Source organism: Paenibacillus sp. NPDC101420, from assembly GCF_050277435.1.
Lineage (GTDB): Bacteria > Bacillota > Bacilli > Paenibacillales > Paenibacillaceae > Paenibacillus_AQ.
Genome location: NZ_JBNNSE010000007.1, coordinates 233,117 through 255,807 on the forward strand (window position 1 = coordinate 233,117; position 22,691 = coordinate 255,807).

14 protein-coding genes and 1 pseudogene are annotated in these 22,691 nt (G+C 46.2%); 14 read left to right on the forward strand and 1 reads right to left on the reverse strand.

Features of this window, described 5'->3' with window-relative positions; genetic code table 11:
• The first annotated feature begins 89 nt into the window (after positions 1–89).
• From ACQKMP_RS25435 to ACQKMP_RS25500, 14 genes and pseudogenes are all read left to right on the forward strand, one after another.
• Positions 90–1,760, forward strand: a complete 1,671-nt coding sequence (locus ACQKMP_RS25435) for an extracellular solute-binding protein (protein ID WP_427471678.1) — start codon at positions 90–92, stop codon at positions 1,758–1,760.
• 103 nt (positions 1,761–1,863) lie between these two features.
• Positions 1,864–2,817: an ABC transporter permease gene (locus ACQKMP_RS25440; protein ID WP_042188470.1), complete on the forward strand. Its 954-nt coding sequence runs from the start codon at positions 1,864–1,866 to the stop codon at positions 2,815–2,817.
• Positions 2,818–2,829: 12 nt separating this feature from the next.
• Positions 2,830–3,705, forward strand: a complete 876-nt coding sequence (locus ACQKMP_RS25445) for a carbohydrate ABC transporter permease (RefSeq protein ID WP_042188472.1) — start codon at positions 2,830–2,832, stop codon at positions 3,703–3,705.
• 20 nt (positions 3,706–3,725) lie between these two features.
• Positions 3,726–4,856, forward strand: a complete 1,131-nt coding sequence (locus ACQKMP_RS25450; protein ID WP_427471681.1) for a glycoside hydrolase family 88 protein — start codon at positions 3,726–3,728, stop codon at positions 4,854–4,856.
• Positions 4,857–4,998: 142 nt separating this feature from the next.
• Positions 4,999–7,293 carry a chondroitinase-B domain-containing protein gene (locus ACQKMP_RS25455; protein WP_427471683.1) on the forward strand — a complete coding sequence of 765 codons (2,295 nt, stop codon included), beginning with the start codon at positions 4,999–5,001 and terminating at the stop codon, positions 7,291–7,293.
• A gap of 208 nt (positions 7,294–7,501) precedes the next feature.
• Positions 7,502–8,470: a glycoside hydrolase family protein gene (locus ACQKMP_RS25460; protein ID WP_427471684.1), complete on the forward strand. Its 969-nt coding sequence runs from the start codon at positions 7,502–7,504 to the stop codon at positions 8,468–8,470.
• Positions 8,471–8,965: 495 nt separating this feature from the next.
• A complete protein-coding gene (locus ACQKMP_RS25465) occupies positions 8,966–11,167 on the forward strand; it encodes a M1 family metallopeptidase (protein WP_427471686.1) in 2,202 nt (733 codons plus the stop codon).
• A gap of 548 nt (positions 11,168–11,715) precedes the next feature.
• On the forward strand, positions 11,716–12,111 hold the full coding sequence (locus tag ACQKMP_RS25470) for a BlaI/MecI/CopY family transcriptional regulator (RefSeq protein WP_427471688.1): 396 nt from the start codon (positions 11,716–11,718) through the stop codon (positions 12,109–12,111).
• A gap of 410 nt (positions 12,112–12,521) precedes the next feature.
• Positions 12,522–13,253: a hypothetical protein gene (locus tag ACQKMP_RS25475; protein ID WP_341044391.1), complete on the forward strand. Its 732-nt coding sequence runs from the start codon at positions 12,522–12,524 to the stop codon at positions 13,251–13,253.
• Positions 13,254–13,328: 75 nt separating this feature from the next.
• Entirely contained in the window at positions 13,329–13,742 is a 414-nt protein-coding gene (locus tag ACQKMP_RS25480; RefSeq protein ID WP_427471690.1) for a BlaI/MecI/CopY family transcriptional regulator, read from the forward strand.
• On the forward strand, positions 13,739–15,610 hold the full coding sequence (locus ACQKMP_RS25485) for a M56 family metallopeptidase (protein WP_427471692.1): 1,872 nt from the start codon (positions 13,739–13,741) through the stop codon (positions 15,608–15,610). The genes ACQKMP_RS25480 and ACQKMP_RS25485 overlap by 4 nt, the downstream gene beginning before the upstream one ends.
• Positions 15,611–16,117: 507 nt before the next feature.
• Positions 16,118–19,270 carry an ATP-binding protein gene (locus ACQKMP_RS25490; protein ID WP_427471694.1) on the forward strand — a complete coding sequence of 1,051 codons (3,153 nt, stop codon included), beginning with the start codon at positions 16,118–16,120 and terminating at the stop codon, positions 19,268–19,270.
• An 89-nt stretch (positions 19,271–19,359) separates the two neighbouring features.
• Positions 19,360–19,548, forward strand: a pseudogene (locus tag ACQKMP_RS25495) (DNA alkylation repair protein); the annotation flags it as partial.
• A gap of 25 nt (positions 19,549–19,573) precedes the next feature.
• A complete protein-coding gene (locus ACQKMP_RS25500) occupies positions 19,574–21,247 on the forward strand; it encodes a DUF6138 family protein (RefSeq protein ID WP_427471696.1) in 1,674 nt (557 codons plus the stop codon).
• 724 nt (positions 21,248–21,971) lie between these two features.
• On the opposite strand, the gene ACQKMP_RS25505 is transcribed toward ACQKMP_RS25500, so the two are convergent.
• Positions 21,972–22,688: a hypothetical protein gene (locus tag ACQKMP_RS25505; RefSeq protein WP_042188484.1), complete on the reverse strand. Its 717-nt coding sequence runs from the start codon at positions 22,686–22,688 to the stop codon at positions 21,972–21,974.
• Positions 22,689–22,691 lie beyond the last annotated feature (3 nt).

Below are 22,691 nucleotides of genomic sequence, written 5' to 3' on the forward strand. Positions count from 1 at the left end.
TTTTAACGATAGCTTGCGGCACCGGATTAACGATATGTTGAAAGCGTATTCACACCAACATATTCGAGACGAAAAGAACGGAGGGCACAATGGCGAAAAATCGCAACGTCAAGACTCATAAGAGGCTGCAGCTCACACTGGGGATCGCAATGGTACTTTCATTGTTGTTAACCGCATGCTCCAGTAATGGGAGCTCTGGAAACAAGGATAAGACAGAGCCGACTCAAAGCGCCGTCAGCAATAAGGGCGGCGATGGCGTAAGCAAAGGCAACGAGGGATCGGATATGCCGGTGTATCCGCTGGATACAAAAGATACTTTCTCATACTGGGCTCCAATCAACGGAAACCTGATTACATTTACAACGAATCTGGGGGAAGCGCCGATCGGGAAGGCGATTGCAGAAGCTACCGGCGTGAAAGTGAACTACATCCATCCGACCGAAAGTCAAGCTGAAGAGCAGTTTAATTTGTTGCTGGCTTCCAGCAAGCTGCCGGATGTGCTGGAGTACGACTGGAGTATTTATCCGGGTGGACCGGAAAAGGCGATTTCAGACGGGGTTATCGTACCGCTAAACGATTTGATCGACCAATATGCGCCTAACCTGAAGAAGATGCTGGAAGCTAATCCAGAGCTGGATAAAATGGTGAAGACCGACAGTGGCCAATATTACGTCTTCCCGATGGTGCGAAACGAGGAAGGATTAGTCTTCCGCGGACCAATGCTGCGCAAAGATTGGTTGGATGAGCTAGGGCTGCAATTGCCTGTAACGATAGACGATTGGCATAAGGTTCTGACGGCGTTCAAAGAGAAAAAAGGCGCCGTAGCACCGCTGACGGCGCTATACGCGAACAAAATGAATTTGCAGGACGCGTTCTTCGGCGCATACAAAACATCGCACGGCTTCTATATTGACGACCTAGGCAAAGTGAAATACGGTCCGTTAGATCCGCAATACAAGGATGTTATGACGCTGTTCCGCCAGTGGTATTCCGAAGGGCTGATTGATAAAGACTTCCCGATCGTCGAACGCGACACGCTGGATAAGCGGCTTCTGAACGGTGAGTCCGGCGCGACTGTTTTCCTTCTGGGCGGCGGCATGGGCAAATGGCTGGAGTCCGGTAAAGCCCAAAATCCGGCTTTTGATCTTGTAGCGGCTCCTTATCCGGTATTGAAAGCAGGCGAAAAACCGTTCACCGGACAGCGCGATTTCAAATATAACCCGAAAGCAAGCGCGGCCGTGACGACATCGGCGAAAGACCTGGAAACGATCGTAAAATGGCTGGACTTCGCATTTAGCGAGCAAGGAACCATGATGTACAACTTCGGCGTTGAAGGCGAAAGCTACACGATGGACAATGGCGTTCCGAAATTTACTGATATGATCGTAAAAAACGATAAGTACACTTCACAGCAGATGTTGGCGCAGTATACGGTTCCGAACGGTCCATTTCCGATGCATGAGCAAAAAACGACCAACACGTTCCCACAACAGGACGAGGCGGTCCAGATTTGGTCGGAGACCGATGCGGCGAAACATATTTTGCCCGCGTTCATTACACCTACTGTAGATGAGAGCAAGAAGGTAGCGCAGACGATGACGGCAATCAACACGTATCTGGAAGAAATGTTCATCAAATTTGTAATGGGCAACGAGCCGCTCGACAAGTTCGACAGCTTTGTGAAGCAGCTGGAAGATATGGGGATTCGTGATGTAATCGACATCTATCAAGGCGCTTTGGATCGCTACAACAACAGATAACTCCATGTATCGTCTCACGGCTGGCTGCAGGATGCCGTGGGGCAAGGGAATGGTGCAGCCATCCCCTGCCGATAATGCTGGATTTGGATAGGAGGAGTAGGAGATGGCTCAATTGAAGCTGGGACGCAGCAAAGTCACGCATGCCGGTCGTCTGCCGCTTAATATTGCGAAAGACATGGTTAAGAACAAGTATTTGTACATGATGCTTACTCCTGTTTTGTTATATTTCATTATTTTTCATTATTTCCCGATGTACGGTTCGATTATTGCGTTTAAGGATTTTAACCCCCGGCTTGGAATCGGGGGCAGCGCGTGGGTAGGACTTGAGCATTTCAAAGACTTTTTTGGCGGGATGTATTTTTGGCGGGTGTTAAAAAACACTCTGATGATTAGCTTGTACGATCTCATTTTCGGTTTTCCCGCTCCGCTTATTCTCGCCTTGTTGCTTAATGAGGTGAAAAATGCACTGTTCAAGCGTTCGGTTCAGACGATTACTTATTTGCCGCATTTTATTTCGCTTGTCATTATTTGCGGCATGATCAAAGATTTTACGAGCAGTGACGGCGTCATTAACGATATTATCGCATTTTTCGGTGGTGAGCGGGTTACGATGCTGCTGGAGCCGTCTTTTTTCCGGACAATCTTCGTTTCGTCGAATATATGGCAGCATATAGGCTGGGGTACAATTATTTATTTGGCCGCGCTGTCTGCGATCGATCTCGAGCAATATGAAGCTTGCAAGATCGACGGGGGTGGACGCTGGAAGCAGATGCTTCATATTACCCTACCCGGTCTGCTTCCCGTTTTCGTTATATTGCTCATCCTGAACATTGGCCGAATTATGAGCGTTGGCTTCGAGAAAGTTATTCTGTTGTACAACCCGACCACTTATGTGACAGGGGATGTCATTTCCTCGTATGTGTACCGGATCGGGCTTCAAGATTTTCAATTCAGTTTCAGCTCCGCTGTCGGATTGTTCAACTCCGTGATTAACTTCGCGCTAGTTATCGGCTCCAACTGGATAAGCCGGAAGTTGAACAATACGGGTTTGTGGTAGAGGAGGGTTCGCATGCGAGTAAGCTTGGGTGAACATATATTCCGGGTTTGCAATACGCTGTTTTTGTCCGCGCTCATGATTGTAACAGTGTACCCAATTCTATACGTGGCATTTGCTTCATTCAGCGAACCAGCGCTGATGATGGCGCATAAGGGCATTCTTTGGAAGCCGCTGGGCTTCTCGCTTGAAACATATGAGGCGGTATTCAGCAACCCGATGATCCTGCTCGGCTACCGCAACACATTATTTATTGTCATTGTAGGCGTGGCTCTCAATTTGCTGCTTACTTCTTTTGCCGCATACGCCTTGTCCAGAAAAACATTGCAATATCGCAAGCAGCTTACGTTGTTTATCGTATTTACCATGTTTTTCAGCGGTGGATTAATTCCGTTCTACTTGCTGGTCAGAGGGTTGGGCATTACGGACACACTGTGGGCGCTGATCCTGCCTACCGCAATAAGCGCATTTAACCTCATTATCATGCGAACATCGTTCGAGGCAGTGCCGGATGCGCTAGAAGAGTCGGCCAAGATCGACGGCGCCAATGACTTTGGCATTCTGTTCCGCATCTTCCTGCCGCTATGCAAGCCCGTGCTTGCAGTGGTAGGCCTGTATTACGGAGTAAGCCACTGGAACTCCTGGTTTAACGCCATGATCTTCCTTCAGGATCGGTCGCTGTATCCGTTGCAGTTGATCCTGCGAGAAATTTTGATTATTGGCGAGGCAAACTCCATGGCGGAAGGAGCCTCCCAGGATGAGATCATCATATTGGGCGAAACATTGAAATACGCCACGATTATGGTAGCAACCCTTCCGATTTTTTTGGTCTATCCGCTATTGCAAAAATATTTTGTGAAAGGCGCCTTGATCGGTGCCATTAAAGGTTAGAGAAGGGGTGGAATTCAGAGATGAGCAATGAAAATGTGAACCTGAAACCATCCGAGCTGACGGCTTGGTGGGATAAAGTGAAGATTAAAGTTGATCATATGATCGAAGCGGGCTGGACAGAAGCGCCACATGTTTCGGCGGCGGGCAAATATGACCAGATCAAAGTGGATCAGTGGATTTCAGGCTTCTGGCCGGGCATTCTGTGGATTCTGTACGATATGACCGGCGAGCAACGTTATCGGGAGGAGGCGGAGCCTTGGGACGAACGCATGGAGCAATGTTACTTGCGGGACAACCATTTCCACCACGATGTTGGCTTTCAGTTCCTGCCGACATCGGTTATCCGCTACAAGCTGACCGGCGACCCGGACGCTCGGCGGCGCGGCCTGTTCGCCGCCAACTATCTGGCGGGCAGGTACAACCCGGCAGGACAGTTCATTCGAGCCTGGCCCCGCAACCAGACGGGTTGGTCGATCATCGATTCGATGATGAATTTGCCGCTTCTGTTCTGGGCGAGTGAAGAAAGCGATGATCCGCGCTTCAAGCATATTGCGGTCGCCCATGCAGATATGGTGCTTCGCTCATTCATCCGAGGCGACGGCTCGGTGCGTCATATCGTTATTTTTGATCCGGAGACGGGCGAAGTGGAGCGTTATGACGGCGGACAGGGCTTCGCGCCGCATTCGTCCTGGTCGCGGGGCCAAGCTTGGGCGCTCTACGGGATGAGCTGCGCTTACCGCTATACGGGAGAAGCACGTTACTTGAATGCGGCGAAGGGGGTGGCACATTATTTCATCAGCGCGTTGGCGGAAGACGATGTGCCGCATTGGGATTTCCGTGCGGCGACCGACTTGACGGACGAGCCGCGCGACACCTCAGCGGCGAGCTGCGCAGCATCTGGCTTGATCGATATCGCGTCGCAGGTGGCTCCTGAGGAAGCCGCTTTATATCAGCGCGCGGCCACGCGCATTCTTCGCTCGCTGTCGAACAACTACAGTGCGCTCGACAAGCCGGAGTATGAAGGCATCCTGCTCGGCGCAACCGGTCATAAACCAGTCAATACCAACATCAACGTATCGCTGATATACGGCGATTACTATTATATTGAAGCTTTGGCGAAGAGCAAAGGCTGGAGCCAGCATGTTTTTTAAGCGGGGTCAAAGGCCATAATCACGAAGCCGGGAGGACAGGAAGCTCCTCCCGGCTTTCGTATTCTTGAGAGGAGGTGCCGGACGGAACGAAGGGAATGATTCAATAACCATCATTTCATAATGGAAAGGATGAAAATGAATTATGGGAACCAAAAGTATGACGTTCATTATTTTGATCTGTATGCTGGTTGCGTTAATACCAGGAACGGCAAGTGCGGCTGATACAAAGTTCACAATTGGCAGCTCCGACGTGACGGCGAGCGGAGATGACGGCAACGTTCCAGCCAACACGGTGGACGGCGATTTCTTAACACGTTGGTCGGCGAATGGCGACATGCAATGGATCCAGTACGATTTGGGCGTAAATCGCAAATTGTCTTTCATCAAAATTGCATTTCTGAATGGGTCAAGCCGCACTTCTACTTTTGATATTTTGACGTCAATGGACGGTTCCACCTTTACGACCGTCAGCAGCGGAGTTGTGAGCAGCCTTGTGGAAGGTCTGCAAACGTTCGATTTTCCGGATGTCGATTCTACCCGCTATGTGAGGATCGTTGGGCACGGCAATTCCTCCAACCTGTGGAACAGTTATTCTGAAGTTGAACTCTACGGCACCGCGAACGGATCTCCGCCAGGCGCAAGCAAGTTGGCGATTACCTTACCACAACTTATGGCCAGCGGAGATGATGGCAATATCGTCGCATATACAATCGACGGCGATCTTAACACACGCTGGTCAGCGAGTGGCGAAGGGGAGTGGATCCAATACGACCTTGGATCGAGCAAGCGGGTGGAATACGTGAAGATCGCCTTCACCAACGGGGCGGAGCGAACTTTCGCTTTTGATATCCAGACTTCATATGATGGCTACAACTTCAGTACAGTGCTTTCGGGAGCGGTCAGCAGTCTGAGCAACAGCTTGCAGACGTTTGATTTTGCCGATGTTGCCCCCGTCCGCTACGTTCGTATTGTTGGCCATGGCAACTCGGTGAACGCCTGGAACAGCTTTGCCGAGGTCGAAATTTATGGTAGCGATTCAAGCGGCAGCGGTAGCGAAGGGACGGTCGTCGAAGTTAGCACTTCCACGCAGTTGGCTGCCGAGCTTGCAACCGCTACGGCGGGTAAAACGATTGTGTTGGCAAACGGCACGTATTCGCGTACAAGCCCGTTTGCTGTTCAAAACAAAAACGGCACTGCCAACGCGCCAATCGTCATTAAAGCGAAAAGCCGCGGTCAGGCTATCATCTCGGGAGCGTCAGGCTTCCGCATCGAGAACTCCTCGCATGTGGTGCTGGACGGATTAAAGTTTACGAACACAAGCAATGGCGCAGTGGTGTTAGAAGGCTCGCACCATGCGCGGCTGACCCGTAATACGTTTGCGCTTCCCAGCTCGGGGAGTGGCTTGATGTGGCTGCAAGTGCGGGGCACGAACAGCCATCATAACCGCATCGACCGGAACGACTTCGGACTGAAGAGCGACACCGAACCGCTGATCGCTTACGAAGGACAGGATGGCTCAGGGCAAATTTCGCAATACGATATTATCGAATACAACTATTTCCATGATGTAGGCCCATGGGTAGCTAACGGCAAAGAGACAATTCGTCTCGGCTTGTCGGGTCTTACGCTCTCCCACGGCTATAATACGATACAATACAATGTATTTCAGAATTGCGATGGAGAGCCGGAAATCATATCGGTCAAGAGCAGCAGCAATTCGGTGCGCTTCAATACATTCCGCACGTCCAAGGGCAGCCTGACGCTGCGGCATGGCCATAACAACAGCGTATATGGTAACTTCTTCCTCGGGGACGGTGTGGAGTCGGATCAGGAAGGCATCCGGATGTTCGGCAATGACCATAAGATTTATAACAACTACTTTGAGAATTTGACTGGCGAAGCAATCTACTTGCCTAACGGAGACTTCGACGGCGGTACTGGAGGCTCACCTCCAAATCCGACGGTCGAACAATTGCGCAAACAATGGAAAGTTTACCGGGCGCTTATCGTCAACAATACGATTGTAAACAGCAAAACCGGTATCGTCATCGGCTCGGGTAAAACGTATGCTCCGCAGGATTCCGTCGTGGCGAACAATATCGTATACAACAACACCGGCACGCTTTATTACGAGGCGGCGACAACAAATACGCTGTTCCAAGGTAACATCGGGTTTGGCAGCACTATTAGCAACATATCGCGCAGCTCGGAGCAGATCCGAAATATCAATCCTCTGCTGACTGCGGTGAACGGCATTCAGAAACTGTCCGCGAGCAGCCCGGCAATTGATGCAGCTGTGGGAACATACGCGTTCGTGCTGGCGGATATGGAAGGTCAAATGCGGGCGACAGTAGATGTGGGGGCAGACGAATATTCCGGCACGCCTCTACTGAATCGCCCGCTAGCGGCCGACGATGTGGGGCTGAATACGCCTTAGGATCGATATATGTGCAAGCATGCCGGCGGTTGGCTCGCTGGCATGACTTTGTCGATCCATTGATGTATGGAGCAGTCCTGTTATTCACTTCATTTGGAAGGATGGGAGACCATGTTTCACAGCAATTATGGAGCAGCGGGAAAAAACGAGGTGACTGTACATGCATACTAGCACAATGTTGCCGGCTCCACGTGGCGGCGGCTTCCGTATGGAAGGTTATTGGGTATGGTGCGGTTCCGTCGTGAAGGGTGAGGACGGCAAATTCCATATGTTTGCCTCGCGCTGGCCGAAGACACTGCCGATGCATCCCGGCTGGATGACGGCTTCAGAGATTGTCAGGGCAGACTCGGATACCCCCGAGGGACCGTACCGATTCTGCGAGGTGGTGCTTCCGGCGAGGGGAGCGGAATATTGGGATGGACGCTGCACGCACAACCCCCATATCGTCAAGCACAACAACAAATATTTGCTTTATTATACGGGTTCGACCCATCCGCTAAGCGATCCAGAGCCGCCCGGGAATTTCGGGTTAACCGATCCTCAATGCATCGTGGCGCGGGCGAACAAACGGGTAGGTCTGGCTATAGCGGACAGCGTTTTGGGCCCCTGGCGCAGAGCGGATGAACCGATATTGCCAACACGTCCCGGCCGATTCGATAGCTTTCTGACCTCCAATCCGGCTCCGTGTGTCAGGGAGGACGGTTCCGTGCTGCTGATCTACAAGGCACGTCACTACGAAGGCAACCTGCATGGCGGTATGACGATTGGCGTTGCGTATGCGGATCACTACGAGGGGCTGTACCGGGTGCTGAGCGACGAGCCGGTGTTTCCTCCAGAGTCCTTCCATATCGAAGACCCTTTTATCTGGCAAACAAACGAGGGATACAATTTAATCGCCAAAGATATGGAAGGGCATCTATGCGGAGAAAAATACGGCGGCATCTACGCCAAGTCGTCGGACGGACTGAAATGGAGCTTGCGTGGGCAGCCGCAAGGCTATTCCCGGACGGTGCGTTGGGATGACGGTACGGTGCAGACGCTGGGCAATCTGGAGCGGCCGTTCCTGTTGTTCCAGAACGGCAAGCCGACTCATTTGTTCGCGGCCGTCTCGGACGGCAGTGATGGTTTTAAGGATGCTTCCGATACGTGGAACATGGTTATACCTTTGAAGCAATGATTCACTGGAGCTGTGGCAAATTATTATCGGATACGGTGATCAAGACTGCAGCTACAAGCTTAAATGCCATTACGTTGGGAGCTTCCCTTGGTGATGGTTTATCTCTCAATGGGGGATACATCAGCTCATATGAAGTGGAATCATATTCGCTTTGCTTGCTTTCATGTTGATTATGATAAAAATTAAAGTTTTTAGTTCAAGAGCCACATAAGACCCTTTTTTGAAGCCCAACAGGCGCTACTATATCGGCAGCCTGTTGGGCTAGATGTATTGTCAAGCCAAGTGCGGGAGCGGACCTCCTTGGAACGCTGTTTTATCGAGTTAGTGCAATACACTTGTGCAGAGTATCTGTTTTAAAAAACTATAAGTGATTCCTTTTTAAGGTTAATGTAAGGTTCCTTTAAAACTCGTGTAAAGTAAGAGCTTTATACTAGTCTTTGTACATACTCGAGAATCTACGATCATGATTAGGAACTTATCATTAGGAGGAGCAACATGAATAAACTTAAACATTGGAATACTAAACTACCGAAGTGCATGATTGCCGGCAGTCTTGTTGTCGCATTAAGTACAGGCCCTGTTTTCGGGACGGGGATAGCGATGGCGGCGAAACCAACGATTCAGAACGATTCGTTGCTAGAAGCCGATGCGGCTGTTCATCAGCTTGCGCGCTATCAAGTAGACGCAAGGCTTGATGAGAAGAAGATGACAATTCACGGTACAGAAACTGTGACCTATCGAAACAACACGAAGGATACACTGGACAATATTGTATTTCACACCTTTGCAGATGCAAACCGTTCAAAGGAAACACAGTCGGGTATGTTCGAAAATTCAAATGAACGAATGGCAAAGGAAAATCCGGATAAGAAACCTGAAGATTTCCTGGGCGGCATTGACATTAACAATGTGAAGTCGTTAGGTCAACCCTTGAAGTTCGATAATACGAATCAGGCACTTAAGGTTGTATTGGGACAAGCATTGCAGCCCGGGCAATCTATCACACTGGAACTTGAATTCGACGTAAAAATTCCTTATGGCTCACAGCGGTTGTCCCATTACAAGAATATCATCAATGGCGCTCATTGGTTCCCTGTGCTTTCGGTCTATAACCCTGCAGATCATACATGGGACAAAACTCCTTACAGCACTACATTTGAATCCGATTATTATGATTCTGCGGATTATCAGGTAACCATGAATGTACCCGCCGATTACCAGATTTCCATGCCTGGAACACTGACCGTACAGGATGCCGAAGCAGGCCGCAAGATGGTAACGGCCACTGCGAATAATACGAGAGAATTTGTCTTCTTCACGAGTCCGGATTTTAAAGTAGAAAGTGTTACACGAGATGGTCTGACCATACAATACTATTACTTTGATAATCAGAAAGACAAAAAACAGATTATCGATCAATATATTGATCAAGCGTTTAAAGTCATTAACTTCTTCAGCGAAAAATATGGTAAATATCCTTATCCGGAGTTCAGAATTGTTGAATCATACGTTGAAGGGATCGCTGTTGAATTTTCGCGAATGATTCAGATGGGCATGATCGAGGGTCAGCCAGATATTTCAAACCATTCAGCATTTGTCCATGAAATTGCGCATCAATGGTTCCACGCATTAATTGGAAATAATTCCGAGAAGGAATCATTTCTAGATGAAGGATTTGCCGATTTCTCTATGGTATATTTCTATGAGAAACAAGGAAATCCGTTAAATGGATTCAAGGTGATTCAATTCGATGAAGTATCGTTAGATAGTCCGCTTGATGCATCCAATGATAAGGTTGGCGATTCTCCCGACGCTATTTTTTATAAAAAAGGCCGTCAAGCCATCTATGAGTTGTATCGTACGCTTGGCGAAGAGAAGTTTGATAAGTTGATGCAGACATATTTTGACCAGTATGTATACAAAAATGCGACGATCGAAGGACTGCTTCAGGTTGTTGAGAACAAAGCGGGCAAAAAGGTCAGAGATGATTGGGAAGCGGATTTGCGTCAGCCCAATTATTCATTGAAGTCTGAATATCGTCTAACAGCGGACGAGGAAGCCGCTTATATGTACGAGCAATTTAAATCAATATACCATTCAGTGTTTGTGCAGTTTCCAGAGGTTCCGTCTGAAACGATGAGCCGAATTATCGATAAAACGTTGCAGGGCGAGCCGCTAACGATTATCTTGAGCGACCGTTTGACATCGGACAAAGCAACAAAACAACAGGATCAGCTGCTCAACCAGTTTCAAGGCTTCTTCCAAATAGCAGGAATAAAACCAACGATTATAACGGAACGTCAAGTATTAAAAAACAAGCTTAAGAAGGAGCTAGGGGACAGTAATATCATTGTCATCGGCAAACCGGATGCGAATGGGTTTGTACAAGCCTTGAAGTCCGGCATCATCAAGCGTGCTGATACAGTCGGTTTTAAATGGCAGGAAATCATGAATAAGTCTAATCAATCCGGAGCCTACATTATCAAACATCCGTATAACCAGAATCGTCTCATGTTGCATTATTTTTGGACAGGGGACCAATTGAGTGATCAGACGGAAGATCCATTTATGGCTAAAGCATTGGAATCATTGAATTTTTCAAACCATTTCTATCAATATTATGTTCTAAATAACACAGGTAAGAGCAGCAGCGAACAAAAGATCGAAAATCCGTATGCGAAACTATTTGCAGAATAATAAATGACAGGGCAGTCTTAGTCCCAAGGGAGCTCCGTGGTCGTATTTTTTTGTTAACATAATAAGGATTCTCAGGAAAATTTAAAACCGCACAACAGGTGAAAATCTAAAAACAAACGTTTGTACTGTTTTCGGGAATTAACTTTCAAAGATCATTTCGTGTGTTCCATGGCAGCCAAAACGTAGCGAACTTGGATAATTTCAAGAACACCGGTTAATTTGGGCTTGCTCAAAGTTAACCGGTGTTCTTTTTTATTTTTACGAGCTTTAAAAATGGAGAAAATTCTGTTTTTAATTGACACTAAACATAGAGAAATATGTTGAGCAAGAGAATGGAGAAGAGGAGGCTATGTTTTCATAGACAACCGAAGGACAAGATGAGGATATAACTATTAACCTGCATTTGACTGGTTTATCAATTGATAATAGCTCGGCAAAACTTTATTTTTAGAATGAAACACAATGCAGGTTGACAAGATCAGACCACAATTGTACTATTTAAGTGTGACTACAGATGTAGTCATAACTTGATTTTGGAGGGTTTAGGCATGACAAAAATACCACCCATCACGGATGCGGAGCTCGAGGTGATGCGCGTATTGTGGGCCAGTCCGAATTGTCCTTCCAGCCAGGTCGTCAAGCAATTGACGGAACAAGTGGGGTGGAGCCCGAATACGACAAGGACGCTCCTGAACCGTCTAGTGCAGAAAGAAGCGGCGGGAACAACACAGGAAGAGGGATCCAAACGGAACTTTTTATTCTATCCACTCATCAGCGAACAAGAATATTTGAAGTCGGAGACTAAATCGTTCATGAAGAAACTGTATGGCGGCGCCTTGAAACCCATGCTCGCTAATTTTTTGCAGGATAAGAAGCTGAACGAGAAAGAAATTGATGACTTGAAAGCTTTGTTTGACGAGAGTCGCAACAACGATGATCGATAAGAAAATTGATTAAAGGTAGCACCATTCAGCCTAACGTCGAACCGCCGCGTAAATCGCGGTTTTTTTATTAGTATAATTCCACAAAATTACCCAGCATACAATTGAGACGATGCAACAACCCTTAATTAAAAACCAATTTATGTAAAGACCGGCATCGCCGATTTAAACTTCCATGATCTAGGACTGCTTCCAACGCCAGATTCGCCGGAACCGGAACCTTGGGGTGGAAAAAAACAGCAATAACGAATCCATCGTACGATCAAACTGCTCTCCGGAGGAGTTTTTTTATTTCATGGATACTCGAAAAGGGTCCGATAAAATAGTGTTGACAAAATATAACTACAACTGTAGTATTGAATTATAACTACACGTGTAGTTTTAAAACATGATCACAGAAAGGAGTTTTTCACATGAAAGCAGCATCAAAATTAGCCATCGCAACCCTCAGCAGTGTTCTACTATTGGGTTCATCGATGAACCTTGAGGTAGACGCGGCTTCTTCCAAGTCAGCCCAGAAGTCGACGGCTAAAAAAGCAGCCGTCCAAGCTCCAACGGCAGCGGAAAAAAAGGTGGTTGACGCAGAAATTAAGAGAGTGAAGGATTTGACCGCCAAGACTGGAGATACCTATGTCATGTATTATAAGTACAAGGCACTCAACAGCGGACTTGATCTTAACTACTGGGGGCTGACGAAGGAATACATTTCCTTTGATGAATATCTCCAGAAAGCATCAACCTTAAAAGGCGTTGTCTTGCAAAAGCCCTCCAACCTGCCAGAAGGTTACACTTTCTCCAAAGCGAGAATCGGAGGACCCTTGGGAGGCAAGTTCATCGATGATTTAAGAGCCGAAGGGAAGAAGAGCGGCAAACCGGTCTTCACGAAAAAAATGGACTGGAAAGAAGCCGACGATATTCGCCTGGAATACACGAACGGGGAAGATACGCTTGCGATTACGAAGTTTGTGGTGGATGCGAAAGAAGGGAAGAAAAAAGGTTATTTTGACGATAACCTTCCAGCAAACATTTTCCCAAAATACATTTATTGGCAAGATGGCGGCAAATTCGGATACAGCCTTTCAACTTCATCCGATATCACCCGAGAACAGAAGATTGAAATTCTAAAAGCAGCGGTCAAGAAGTGATAGGTTTCCTTGAGCATGCGCAGCAGTTCACCCATCCTATGCATTCTGCGCAAGTTAGATTTGGAGGTTGTATATATGAACCGAATACCATCCATAACGGATGCAGAGCTCGAAATTTTGCGGGTATTGTGGCTAAATCCAGATTGCTATTCTAGTGAAGTTGTTCAACAAATGACGGATCGAATGGGCTGGAGCCCGAATACGACCCGAACGCTTCTTAGCCGACTGGTACAGAAGGAAGCGGCGGGCGTGAAGCTGGAGCAGAGTTCGAGGCGTATGCAATTATTTTATCCTCGGTTCAGCGAGCAAGAATATCAGCGTTCCGAGACTACTTCTTTCATGGAGAAGATGTATGGTGGTTCCATTATGCCGATGTTGGCTAATTTCCTCCAAGATGAGAAGCTGAATATGCAGGAAATTGAGGATTTGAAGACGTTATTCGACAATAGCGGCAGAATTGGGGAACTAGAAAAGAGAGAATCTAAATGAGTCCAAGCTTATACGAAACTGTTGTGTCATTCTTCGGCTGGGTGATCCAGGGATCGTTCATGGCAGGCATTTTGGTCATGCTGATCTTGATTCTGCAATTCTTATTCCAAAACAAACTGGAAGCCAGATGGAAATATTTGCTCTGGATACCCGTGGCGATCCGCTTGCTGCTTCCTTGGGCACCAGAGTCTTCTCTTAGCCTTTATAATGTATTGTCTCTGGAATCCTTCATGCCTGGCATTCACCAGCAAATGCAAGATCCATCGATAAGTGCAAGCGAGACAGGAGAACACGTAAAGGGTTCTGTGGCGGAGAAATATGGAATTGTCGTTGGGATAACGGAATTAACCGCACCCACGGATACATCGGAAAGCAAGCCGGAGAACCATTTCTGGTGGAATGAAATTACATCGATGGGCTTTGTTCCAGTCTTGGTACTGATCTGGCTTACGGGTGTACTGCTTCTCGTCGCGAAAACCATATACGATCAGCTGCGATTGCAACATGCCCTGCGCGCTGGTAGCCGTATAGAAACGCCTTTGTTATTGGCCTTGTTCCATGATACACGGCAGCAGCTCGGCGTGAAGCGCAAAGTTGAATTTGTTTCCAGCGAGCGTATTCCCGGTCCGGCCGTCGTTGGGTTTTGTAAGCCGACAGTCGTCATCTCTCCAAGTCTACTGATGTCGCTGCATGAAGGACAGCTTCAGTATATCTTGGCGCATGAGTTCGCTCATGTCCGTCGCAGGGATGTAGCCGTGAATTGGATCATGCACTTGGTTCTGATTCTCCATTGGTTCAACCCACTTGTATGGCTTGCAGTGAACAGAGCGCGACAAGATCAAGAGATGGCCTGTGATGCCTTCGTGCTGGATCGAATGAGACCACAGCAAAATAATGCGTATGGGCAGACGATCATCCAAGTGTTGGAACATTTCTCGGGAGACCATCGCCTGCCGGGACTTGCCGGCCTATCTGCGACACATAAACAAATGAAAAGGAGACTTATCATGATCAAACAATTCAATAAAAAATCATATCGCCTTTCTATCTTAGGGATGACAATCATTCTCGCGCTTGGCAGCGTGACGCTGGTCAATGCCAAAGAAAAAGATGATGGGAACGCAACGATAGCTGTTTCGGCACAATCAGAAGCTGGGGATCGTCAATTAGATATCACCTATCCTGAGGAATTCAATGGATCTAAGGTAGACCGTGCGTTGTATAAGCAAGAAATGGATAAAATGAATAAACTAGCGGCGGATGCAGCTAAGGCACTTCCAGCAGAGGATAAAAAATATATCGACGATGAAATCAATCGCGTGAAGGAATTGGTTAAAGAGACGGGTGACACGTATGTTATCTATCATAAATATAAAGCGTTGAACAGCGGACTTGATCTTAGCTATTGGGGGCTGACGAAGGAATATGCTTCCTTCGATGAATATCTTCAGAAAGCAGCAACCTTAAAAGGCGCTGTCTTGCAAGAGCCTTCCAACCTGCCAGAAGGCTACACTTTCTCCAAAGCGAGAATCGGAGGACCCTTGGGAGGCAAGTTCATCGATGATTTGAGAGCTGAAGGGAAGAAGAGCGGCAAACCGGTCTTCACGAAAAAAATGGACTGGAAAGAAGCCGACGATATTCGCCTGGAATACACGAACGGGAAAGATACGCTTGCGATTACGAAGTATACTGTGGACGCCGATGGAACTAAGAATAATGGATTTTTTGACGATGATTTACCGGCTAATGTTTTCCCGAAATACGTTTTTTGGCAAGATGGCGGTAAATTTGGATATAGCATTTCAACCTCATCGGATCTATCACGACAAGAGAAGATCGAAATTCTGAAAGCTGCAATTAAAAAATAACATCTCAAGGCAGGCGCCCATATCACCCTATAACTAGGGTCGATATGGGTTTTTTATCTTGGAAGAATGGATATAAGTGAATGATTATCTTAGTAAATTGCTTATCATATAAAACAGGTGAGGCTTCTTGGTGAATATTAAGTGACATGACTGGATTTATTATAGGTTCACAATGGTAGTATATATCGAACGTGAAAATATATTTTGTGAGAAGCGCAAATTTGAATTAGCAAAAAGCAAAGATTCTCAATTAGTTGATTCGAATAAAGCATTAGCTATGGAGAATGAATTGGTCTTGAAATATATGTCGATGTATGGTTGGCAAAAAGTAAGAGGAGGTTGTTATAATTTAATAAGTGAAGCGATTACATATCAAACTTTGTGTATTTCTATATAATAGACATAAAGATGTCTTTATCGTCCGTTTCTCCTGTATTATCTGTGGTAAATTATGGAGAGTACTTATTTAAATGACTTAGAAGAAAATGACTAGGGGAGAAATATTTCGTGGAAACTCACTCATCCAAATATCAAATTAAAAAGAGCTATATAATATTATTGCTAGTTTTCATATTAGTTGTTTTAACCGGTTTTCGCATTTTATGGATGGAAACGTTTCAATATCCCAAACAGGCGTCAATTCATAATGGGCAATTCGATTTACGCAATTGGAATGCAGAAGATGGCAGCATTCACTTACTTGATGGGGAATGGGAGTTTTATCCCTCGCAATGGTTGATAGATGGTAATCGGCAACAATTGTTAGGCGATAATGCGCCAAGGCACATTCAGGTACCGGGAGGATGGAGTGAAGTTTTGCATGCTGACAAGCCATCTCCATACGGGTATGGCTCTTATCGTTTGCTTCTTTATGTAGACCCGGCGAAGCATCTTAATTATAGTATTCGTGTACCCAGTGTACGCACTGCATCAGAATTATATGTAAACGGTCGATTACTTACTAAATCCGGACAGGTGGCGACAACAAAGGATGAATATATTTCGAAGGACCTACCTTATTCTACAACCTTTACAGCAGATGACAACGGTGTAATCGAACTCGTGATTCAGGCTGCAAATTATGTGGATAGTCGAAGCGGGGGCATTGTCCGATCCATAAAATTCGGTTCAGAAGAAGCCATTGCCAAAGAGATGAAGGCTTCCATTTTTATGCAGTTTTTGGCAGCGATTATTTTTATTATGCACGCTGTCTATGCACTTATTTTGTATTTAATAGGAAATAGAGAAAAGAAGCTGCTTTATTTTAGTTTGCTTGCATTATGTGTAACGATCACGAGTGTCTTTAGTACGGATGAGAAGTTGTTCCATCAGTTATTTTACATTGGAATTGATTGGGATTTTAGGCTGACTAATATTGCTTTCGTTATTGCAGCCTATGCTTTGCTCCAGTGTACGAATCATCGCGAGCTTCCATATTGGCGTAGGATGTACCCTGTCTATAAAATAATGAATCTAGGGACTGCCGGCATCACGTTGTTTTTAAATCCAACTCAGGTGATCATGCTCTTCCCTATTTATTATGTATTAGGTGGTACTGCTGCAGTTATAACGCTGATTACGATGTTTAAAAAAGTAATTAAAGATTTAAAGAGCAATCTTTTACTGCTTATCTCTTTTCTTGCGTTGATGAACTATGCTCTTTGGTCGTTAATCTTGCTGGATAGCGGTTTGAGTCTTGTCTACTATCCGTTCGATATGATTATTGCGATAGCTTGTTTAGCCTCTGTATGGTTTAAAGATTATTTTATCATGCATGCGAACACGAAAGAGCTTGCGACAACATTGCAAAGGATGAATGACCATAAAGATCAATTCCTAGCAAATACTTCTCATGAATTTAAAAATCCGCTTCATAGTATTCTTAATATGTCACAATCCGTTTTAAAAAGGGAGCGGCATTTGTTGCAGGAAAGGAGTATCAAAGAGCTTGAAACGGTTTTATCTGTAGGACGTCGAATGACATTGATATTAGACGATTTGATTGATGTGATGAGTTTACGGGAAGGAAATCCGCGTATACACAAAAGAGTCATATTTATTCAGCCAATTGTGACCGGAGTACTTGATATGCTGCAATTAAATGCAGATGTGAAGCCTGTAAAAATTGCAAATCAAATTCCTGAAGATTTTCCGCCAATATATGCGGATGAGAACCGGGTTGTTCAAATCGTTTTCAATTTACTTCATAATGCTGTGAAATATACGAATGATGGGGTCATTTCGATTCAAGCTTTTGTAAAAGATGGACGAGCCTATATTGTTATTGCTGATACCGGGATCGGAATGGATGAGAACATGCTTAAGCGCCTATTCCGTCCGTACGAGCAAGCCAGCACGAATGAGACTATGATTGATGGTGGCTTTGGGTTGGGTTTAAGTATAAGCAAGCAACTGGTTGAGCTTCATGGAGGTACGTTAGTAGTGTCCTCTGTTTTAGGAGAGGGCTCAAAATTCACATTTTCATTAAGGCTAGCAGGTTTGGAAGTAGAGGAAGAGGATGATTTGACTAACTCATTTGAACCATTCCAATCCATCCCGATTCAAGAAATAGCCTCCTCAGTGTATATGGAAAAAGTGAAGATTCCGCCAGCTACGAATCAAGCAACTTTAATAGAAATGAATCGTGAACGTCCGATTCTATTAGTTGTTGATGATGATCCTGTCAACCTTCAAGTACTTGAAGCCATACTACCACCAGACGAATATGATTTAACGATGGTAACGAGCGGTAAAGAGGCATTAGCTGTACTGGACACTAAGGAATGGGATCTGGTCATCTCCGATATCATGATGCCACAGATGTCCGGTTATGAGCTGACACGAATGATTCGTGAGCGGTTTACACTCACGGAGCTCCCTGTACTGCTCCTTACCGCAAGAAGCCAACCGAAAGATATTCAGAGCGGTTTTATAGCTGGGGCAAACGATTATGTGACGAAGCCAGTGGAAGCAATAGAAATAAAATCGCGGATTGAGGCGTTAGCTACGATTAAACAATCCGTTCGAGAACAACTGCGATTAGAAGCTGCATGGCTGCAAGCGCAAATCCAGCCTCATTTTATATTTAATGCGTTGAATGCTGTAACAGCTTTAAGTGATATTAATTTGGATAAGATGCGTAATTTGCTCGATGAATTCAGCAATTTTCTGAGGAATAAATTTGAATTTCAAAACATGGATAGGCTTGTTCCGATCGAAGAGGAGTTAAGTCTAGTACGTTCTTATCTATATATTGAAAAGGTTCGGTTTGAAGAAAGGTTACAGGTTATTTGGGAGACAGATGACCGTGGGGATATAAAAGTCCCATTTCTTACGATCCAGCCTCTCGTTGAAAATGCGATAAGACATGGCATAATGAAGCGCAATCGTGGAGGAACGATTCTTATTCGGATTTCTGTCTATGAGACGCATGCAGAGATAACCGTTGAAGATGATGGGGACGGAATAGATGGGGTCCAATTGCAACGAATATTTGAAAGGAAAGCAGATAGTCGTTCAGGCGTCGGATTGATTAATACTGATCTGCGATTAAAACGGCACTTTGGAACAGGACTCCATATCACAAGTACGTTAGGTACAGGGACAAAGGTAACTTTTCATGTACATAACAGGTTGAATAGCGGGGATAAAGCTAGGTGATATATAAGTGATTTAATGAGGAGCAACCTTGGCTGCTCTATGCTACAGGGAATTACGACGCTATTTATTAAGCAGGAGTGATCACGGGCGATTTTGTGGTAGCAGTGACTTTGGCAGAAACGGATATTGCGCCAGAAGTAGCCGATAAATGGATTGCAATTGGTGTAGAGCTGAAAATGTCGGTGGGTTGGAATTGTTACTGCTGGCTACTCGGAAATCGCAAGGATAGAGAATTTTCCGAAGGGAAAAAAACCGATATTTTGGATGCGATGAGCGAAGAAACATGTGGAAAGGCGGGAGACCATGAACGCACTACAGGAAGAAGCACTGGAAGAGATGAAAGCGGCAATTTATGAGTGGTTTGAGGAACAAGAGAAACGAAAGGACGTGGAGGGCGCTGTCAAGCGTACCACGCTGCAAGTGGGCATTTTTAACGACATTGTGCTGGATTATCGACCGGGTAGGACTAGCGTTGGCAGTTCGGATTTTGGAAGGAATGCTTCAGGGCGCAAGTCGATGAAGGCGTCTCCTTTTACGCAGGAGGAGGTCTTGCATGAGGTGCAGCCCCGGTTGACGAGCATCGTAAGGGAGAAGCTGGACAAGTTGCATACGACGGCCCTTATCGACTACCGGTTTACCTTGAAGGGAAGATTCGCAACGGCAGACGGGCCCGTGAGATTCACGGTGTTTGACATCGTTTATGAAGAGAAAAAGCGGCAGCTTCTGGAGCGGGTTGAGTCCTATATCGAGCAAAAACTGGTGAAGGGCGCTTACCCGACAAAGCCGCTAGAAACTTTCTTTTTGACACGCCATCTGTTGGACCCGTATTTGTTCAACGAACCGGACATCGGACGGACGATTGCTATATTTGACCGGATTCAGGCATTGAATAAAGAACGGGTGCAAGCGCTGAGGGAGCATCGAAGCGATATCATTCGAGCTTTAACCCACTGGGCCGAGGAAGTATTCCTGCCACGTCACTATGATGTTACCCTTTCCAAATACAGAACCAATGAAAATGGAATCAAGCCGGATACGGATCTCAATCATATGGATGAGCCGAACCAGCCTATCGATCTGCTATTGTACGGCGCTGTGATGATTCTTCGTTACGAGCCAAGCTCCAGTAAAGCCAAGGGCATGACTTTTCTGGAGCTTGCGAGGCAGCTGGGCAGCGGCAAAGCCGGACGCATGTTGAAGGAAGGTAGCGACACCTTCGCACGAGAAGACGTTCATCTGCGTGACGAGTTGACTGAATGCAAGGCTAACGATGTGTTTTCCATCATTACGGTCGTTATTCGTAAAGAAGAGGCTGGGGCGTACGAAAGGGCGATTTCATTTATTCTCTCCCTACTCCGGAAGGGTTTCCCAAAAAGCTACAAAATCAAGCTAAAATCCAGCGTGAGAGAGGCATTACCCATTAAAGGACTTGCCAAATCGGATACGCATCGTTTTTTCGCGAATGCACTGGCCTATTCCGAGCTGTATCCGTTATTGGAGGAATACGCTCGTGAGGCGATGGAAGAGTTTGTGTGGTACGAGGATACAGAAGGTGAGAAAAGCGTCATGCCAGGCAGTTATGCCGTATTCGGGCTGGGACTCACGGACGAGCGCTATTTTCCGTTGGTAGAAACCTATATGGCCCTTGTAGACGAGGAGCATCAGCTGGTGCAGGACAAGTTCACGGCTGTTTTCGCCGAGACCCATGGCATAACCGAACGCTCGATGCCCGCCTTGGTCGCTTGCCTGCGTTGCTCTCATGATTCGCTGAAGCTGAGGATTCAGCCTGAACTGGAAAGTGAAGACAAGCTATCGCTATTGGTGCAGCATGTCGAGGCTTTACCGAATTACGAGGCCGAACGAGTGCTGTACCCGATTTTAGGCAAGGCGGAGAAGCTGGCTGCATTGGCTCGAAAGGCGCAGGAACCGCGTAAGGAGCTGTTGCTTCGATTGCTAAAGGCAGCGGAACAAGCTTGAAGATAGGGAGGCTACCTGTGTGAAGATCATTTACAAATTTGCATACCACGTCACAAAACCTTGAGAAGATGATCGAAGCATTAAGATCGTTAAGCGAAGGAGCATGCCGCGGCAGCTCCTTTTACTTTTTTCGCCGCTAGCCCCGTTACGGGTGAACCGTATCATAAGTAGGGGAAATTTTTTACAAATAGATCATTTAATATGGTCAGGGAACACAGAGATACTATGATTTAATTTGACTAGGTGGCATCTTACATTATGTACTCATTTCCTCCAAGAATAGATAAAGAAGCATTGCAACTTGAGGATTTTAACTCAATAGTCTTACTCGAAGCAAGTTAATAAAACAAAAATTTGGAGGGTAACAAAATGACTGTAGATGATCATGCTCACTTAAAGTCTGGTACGAGTTTCTGATGAAAGTCTTGATTGAAGAACAGACGGAGGATTCCGGAAGAAAGATTAGTGAGCTTACATCTGTATATATTTGTCAGGGGATAAGAACATAGTCCCATTGGAACCCGAGCCCCGCGCGGTTTTTGTATTTTAAGGGATCAAGTTCTTGTCCTTTACTCCAGACAGGAACTTGATCCTTTAGCCGTTAATGGACAGGAACATGGTCCTATTACCGATTTGGTATTCATAAAATGAGCTTGAAAATAATTACCTATTTCATTAAATGGATGTCTAATGAAAGGTTAAATACTTAATGTTGTGGCAACTTTTACTCCTTGGTTTCTTTGTCCTTACCGCCGATTTTAAGTCCTAACTTTCCATTATATTTGCCTACCTGTCCGGCAACACCTAAGCCTGCTCCTTGGCCGCCGCCGAGTTGTGCCTTGGCCTGGGCTCCGAGACCATTTTCGCCGCCAAGCTGTAAATGGGTTTGGAGTCCCGCGCCTTGACTGAACCCCAAGTGTCCTTCGGCATCAGCACTCATACCGTACTCTCCTCCGACCTGCGCCCCCGTATGAAAACCTGCCACTTGACCGCCACCTATTTGGCTTTTTGCCTGAGCCGCAATCCCGTAATTGCCGAAGGCCTGGGCTTCCGCATTGAGCCCTAGACCCTGGCTGCTGTCCAGATGAGTATTGCCTTGCGCATGGATTCCATATGAAGGAGTGCCCATATGGCCGCCCGCATACATACCCATGCTACCTAAGGCTAAATTCCCGCCAGCATTTAAACCAATGCCGTGTTTACCGCCTACTTCTATCCCGGTATTTAGCTTAATCCCCTGACCGCTGCATAAATTTTCGTTCATATAACCATTTATAAGTTCTTTTTTGGTGTTTTCGCTATCTGAGGGTATATCTGCCAGACTGCTTTCTGAACGGAAGAGATGGTAGTAATGAGAGTAAGGGAAAGGATTGTAACGGGTAAAGTAAGGGGATACGGATGGATCAGCCTGGCTGTTTGGATATTCGTTCCCAAAGGTCATCCG

Bases quoted from the DNA above. Each gene is read 5' to 3' on its own strand.
- ACQKMP_RS25435 (WP_427471678.1), top strand. From the start codon at position 90: ATGGCGAAAAATCGCAACGTCAAGACTCATAAGAGGCTGCAGCTCACA.
- ACQKMP_RS25440 (WP_042188470.1), top strand. From the start codon at position 1,864: ATGGCTCAATTGAAGCTGGGACGCAGCAAAGTCACGCATGCCGGTCGT.
- ACQKMP_RS25445 (WP_042188472.1), top strand. From the start codon at position 2,830: ATGCGAGTAAGCTTGGGTGAACATATATTCCGGGTTTGCAATACGCTG.
- ACQKMP_RS25450 (WP_427471681.1), top strand. From the start codon at position 3,726: ATGAGCAATGAAAATGTGAACCTGAAACCATCCGAGCTGACGGCTTGG.
- ACQKMP_RS25455 (WP_427471683.1), top strand. From the start codon at position 4,999: ATGGGAACCAAAAGTATGACGTTCATTATTTTGATCTGTATGCTGGTT.
- ACQKMP_RS25460 (WP_427471684.1), top strand. From the start codon at position 7,502: ATGGAAGGTTATTGGGTATGGTGCGGTTCCGTCGTGAAGGGTGAGGAC.
- ACQKMP_RS25465 (WP_427471686.1), top strand. From the start codon at position 8,966: ATGAATAAACTTAAACATTGGAATACTAAACTACCGAAGTGCATGATT.
- ACQKMP_RS25470 (WP_427471688.1), top strand. From the start codon at position 11,716: ATGACAAAAATACCACCCATCACGGATGCGGAGCTCGAGGTGATGCGC.
- ACQKMP_RS25475 (WP_341044391.1), top strand. From the start codon at position 12,522: ATGAAAGCAGCATCAAAATTAGCCATCGCAACCCTCAGCAGTGTTCTA.
- ACQKMP_RS25480 (WP_427471690.1), top strand. From the start codon at position 13,329: ATGAACCGAATACCATCCATAACGGATGCAGAGCTCGAAATTTTGCGG.
- ACQKMP_RS25485 (WP_427471692.1), top strand. From the start codon at position 13,739: ATGAGTCCAAGCTTATACGAAACTGTTGTGTCATTCTTCGGCTGGGTG.
- ACQKMP_RS25500 (WP_427471696.1), top strand. From the start codon at position 19,574: ATGAACGCACTACAGGAAGAAGCACTGGAAGAGATGAAAGCGGCAATT.
- ACQKMP_RS25505 (WP_042188484.1), bottom strand. From the start codon at position 22,688: ATGACCTTTGGGAACGAATATCCAAACAGCCAGGCTGATCCATCCGTA.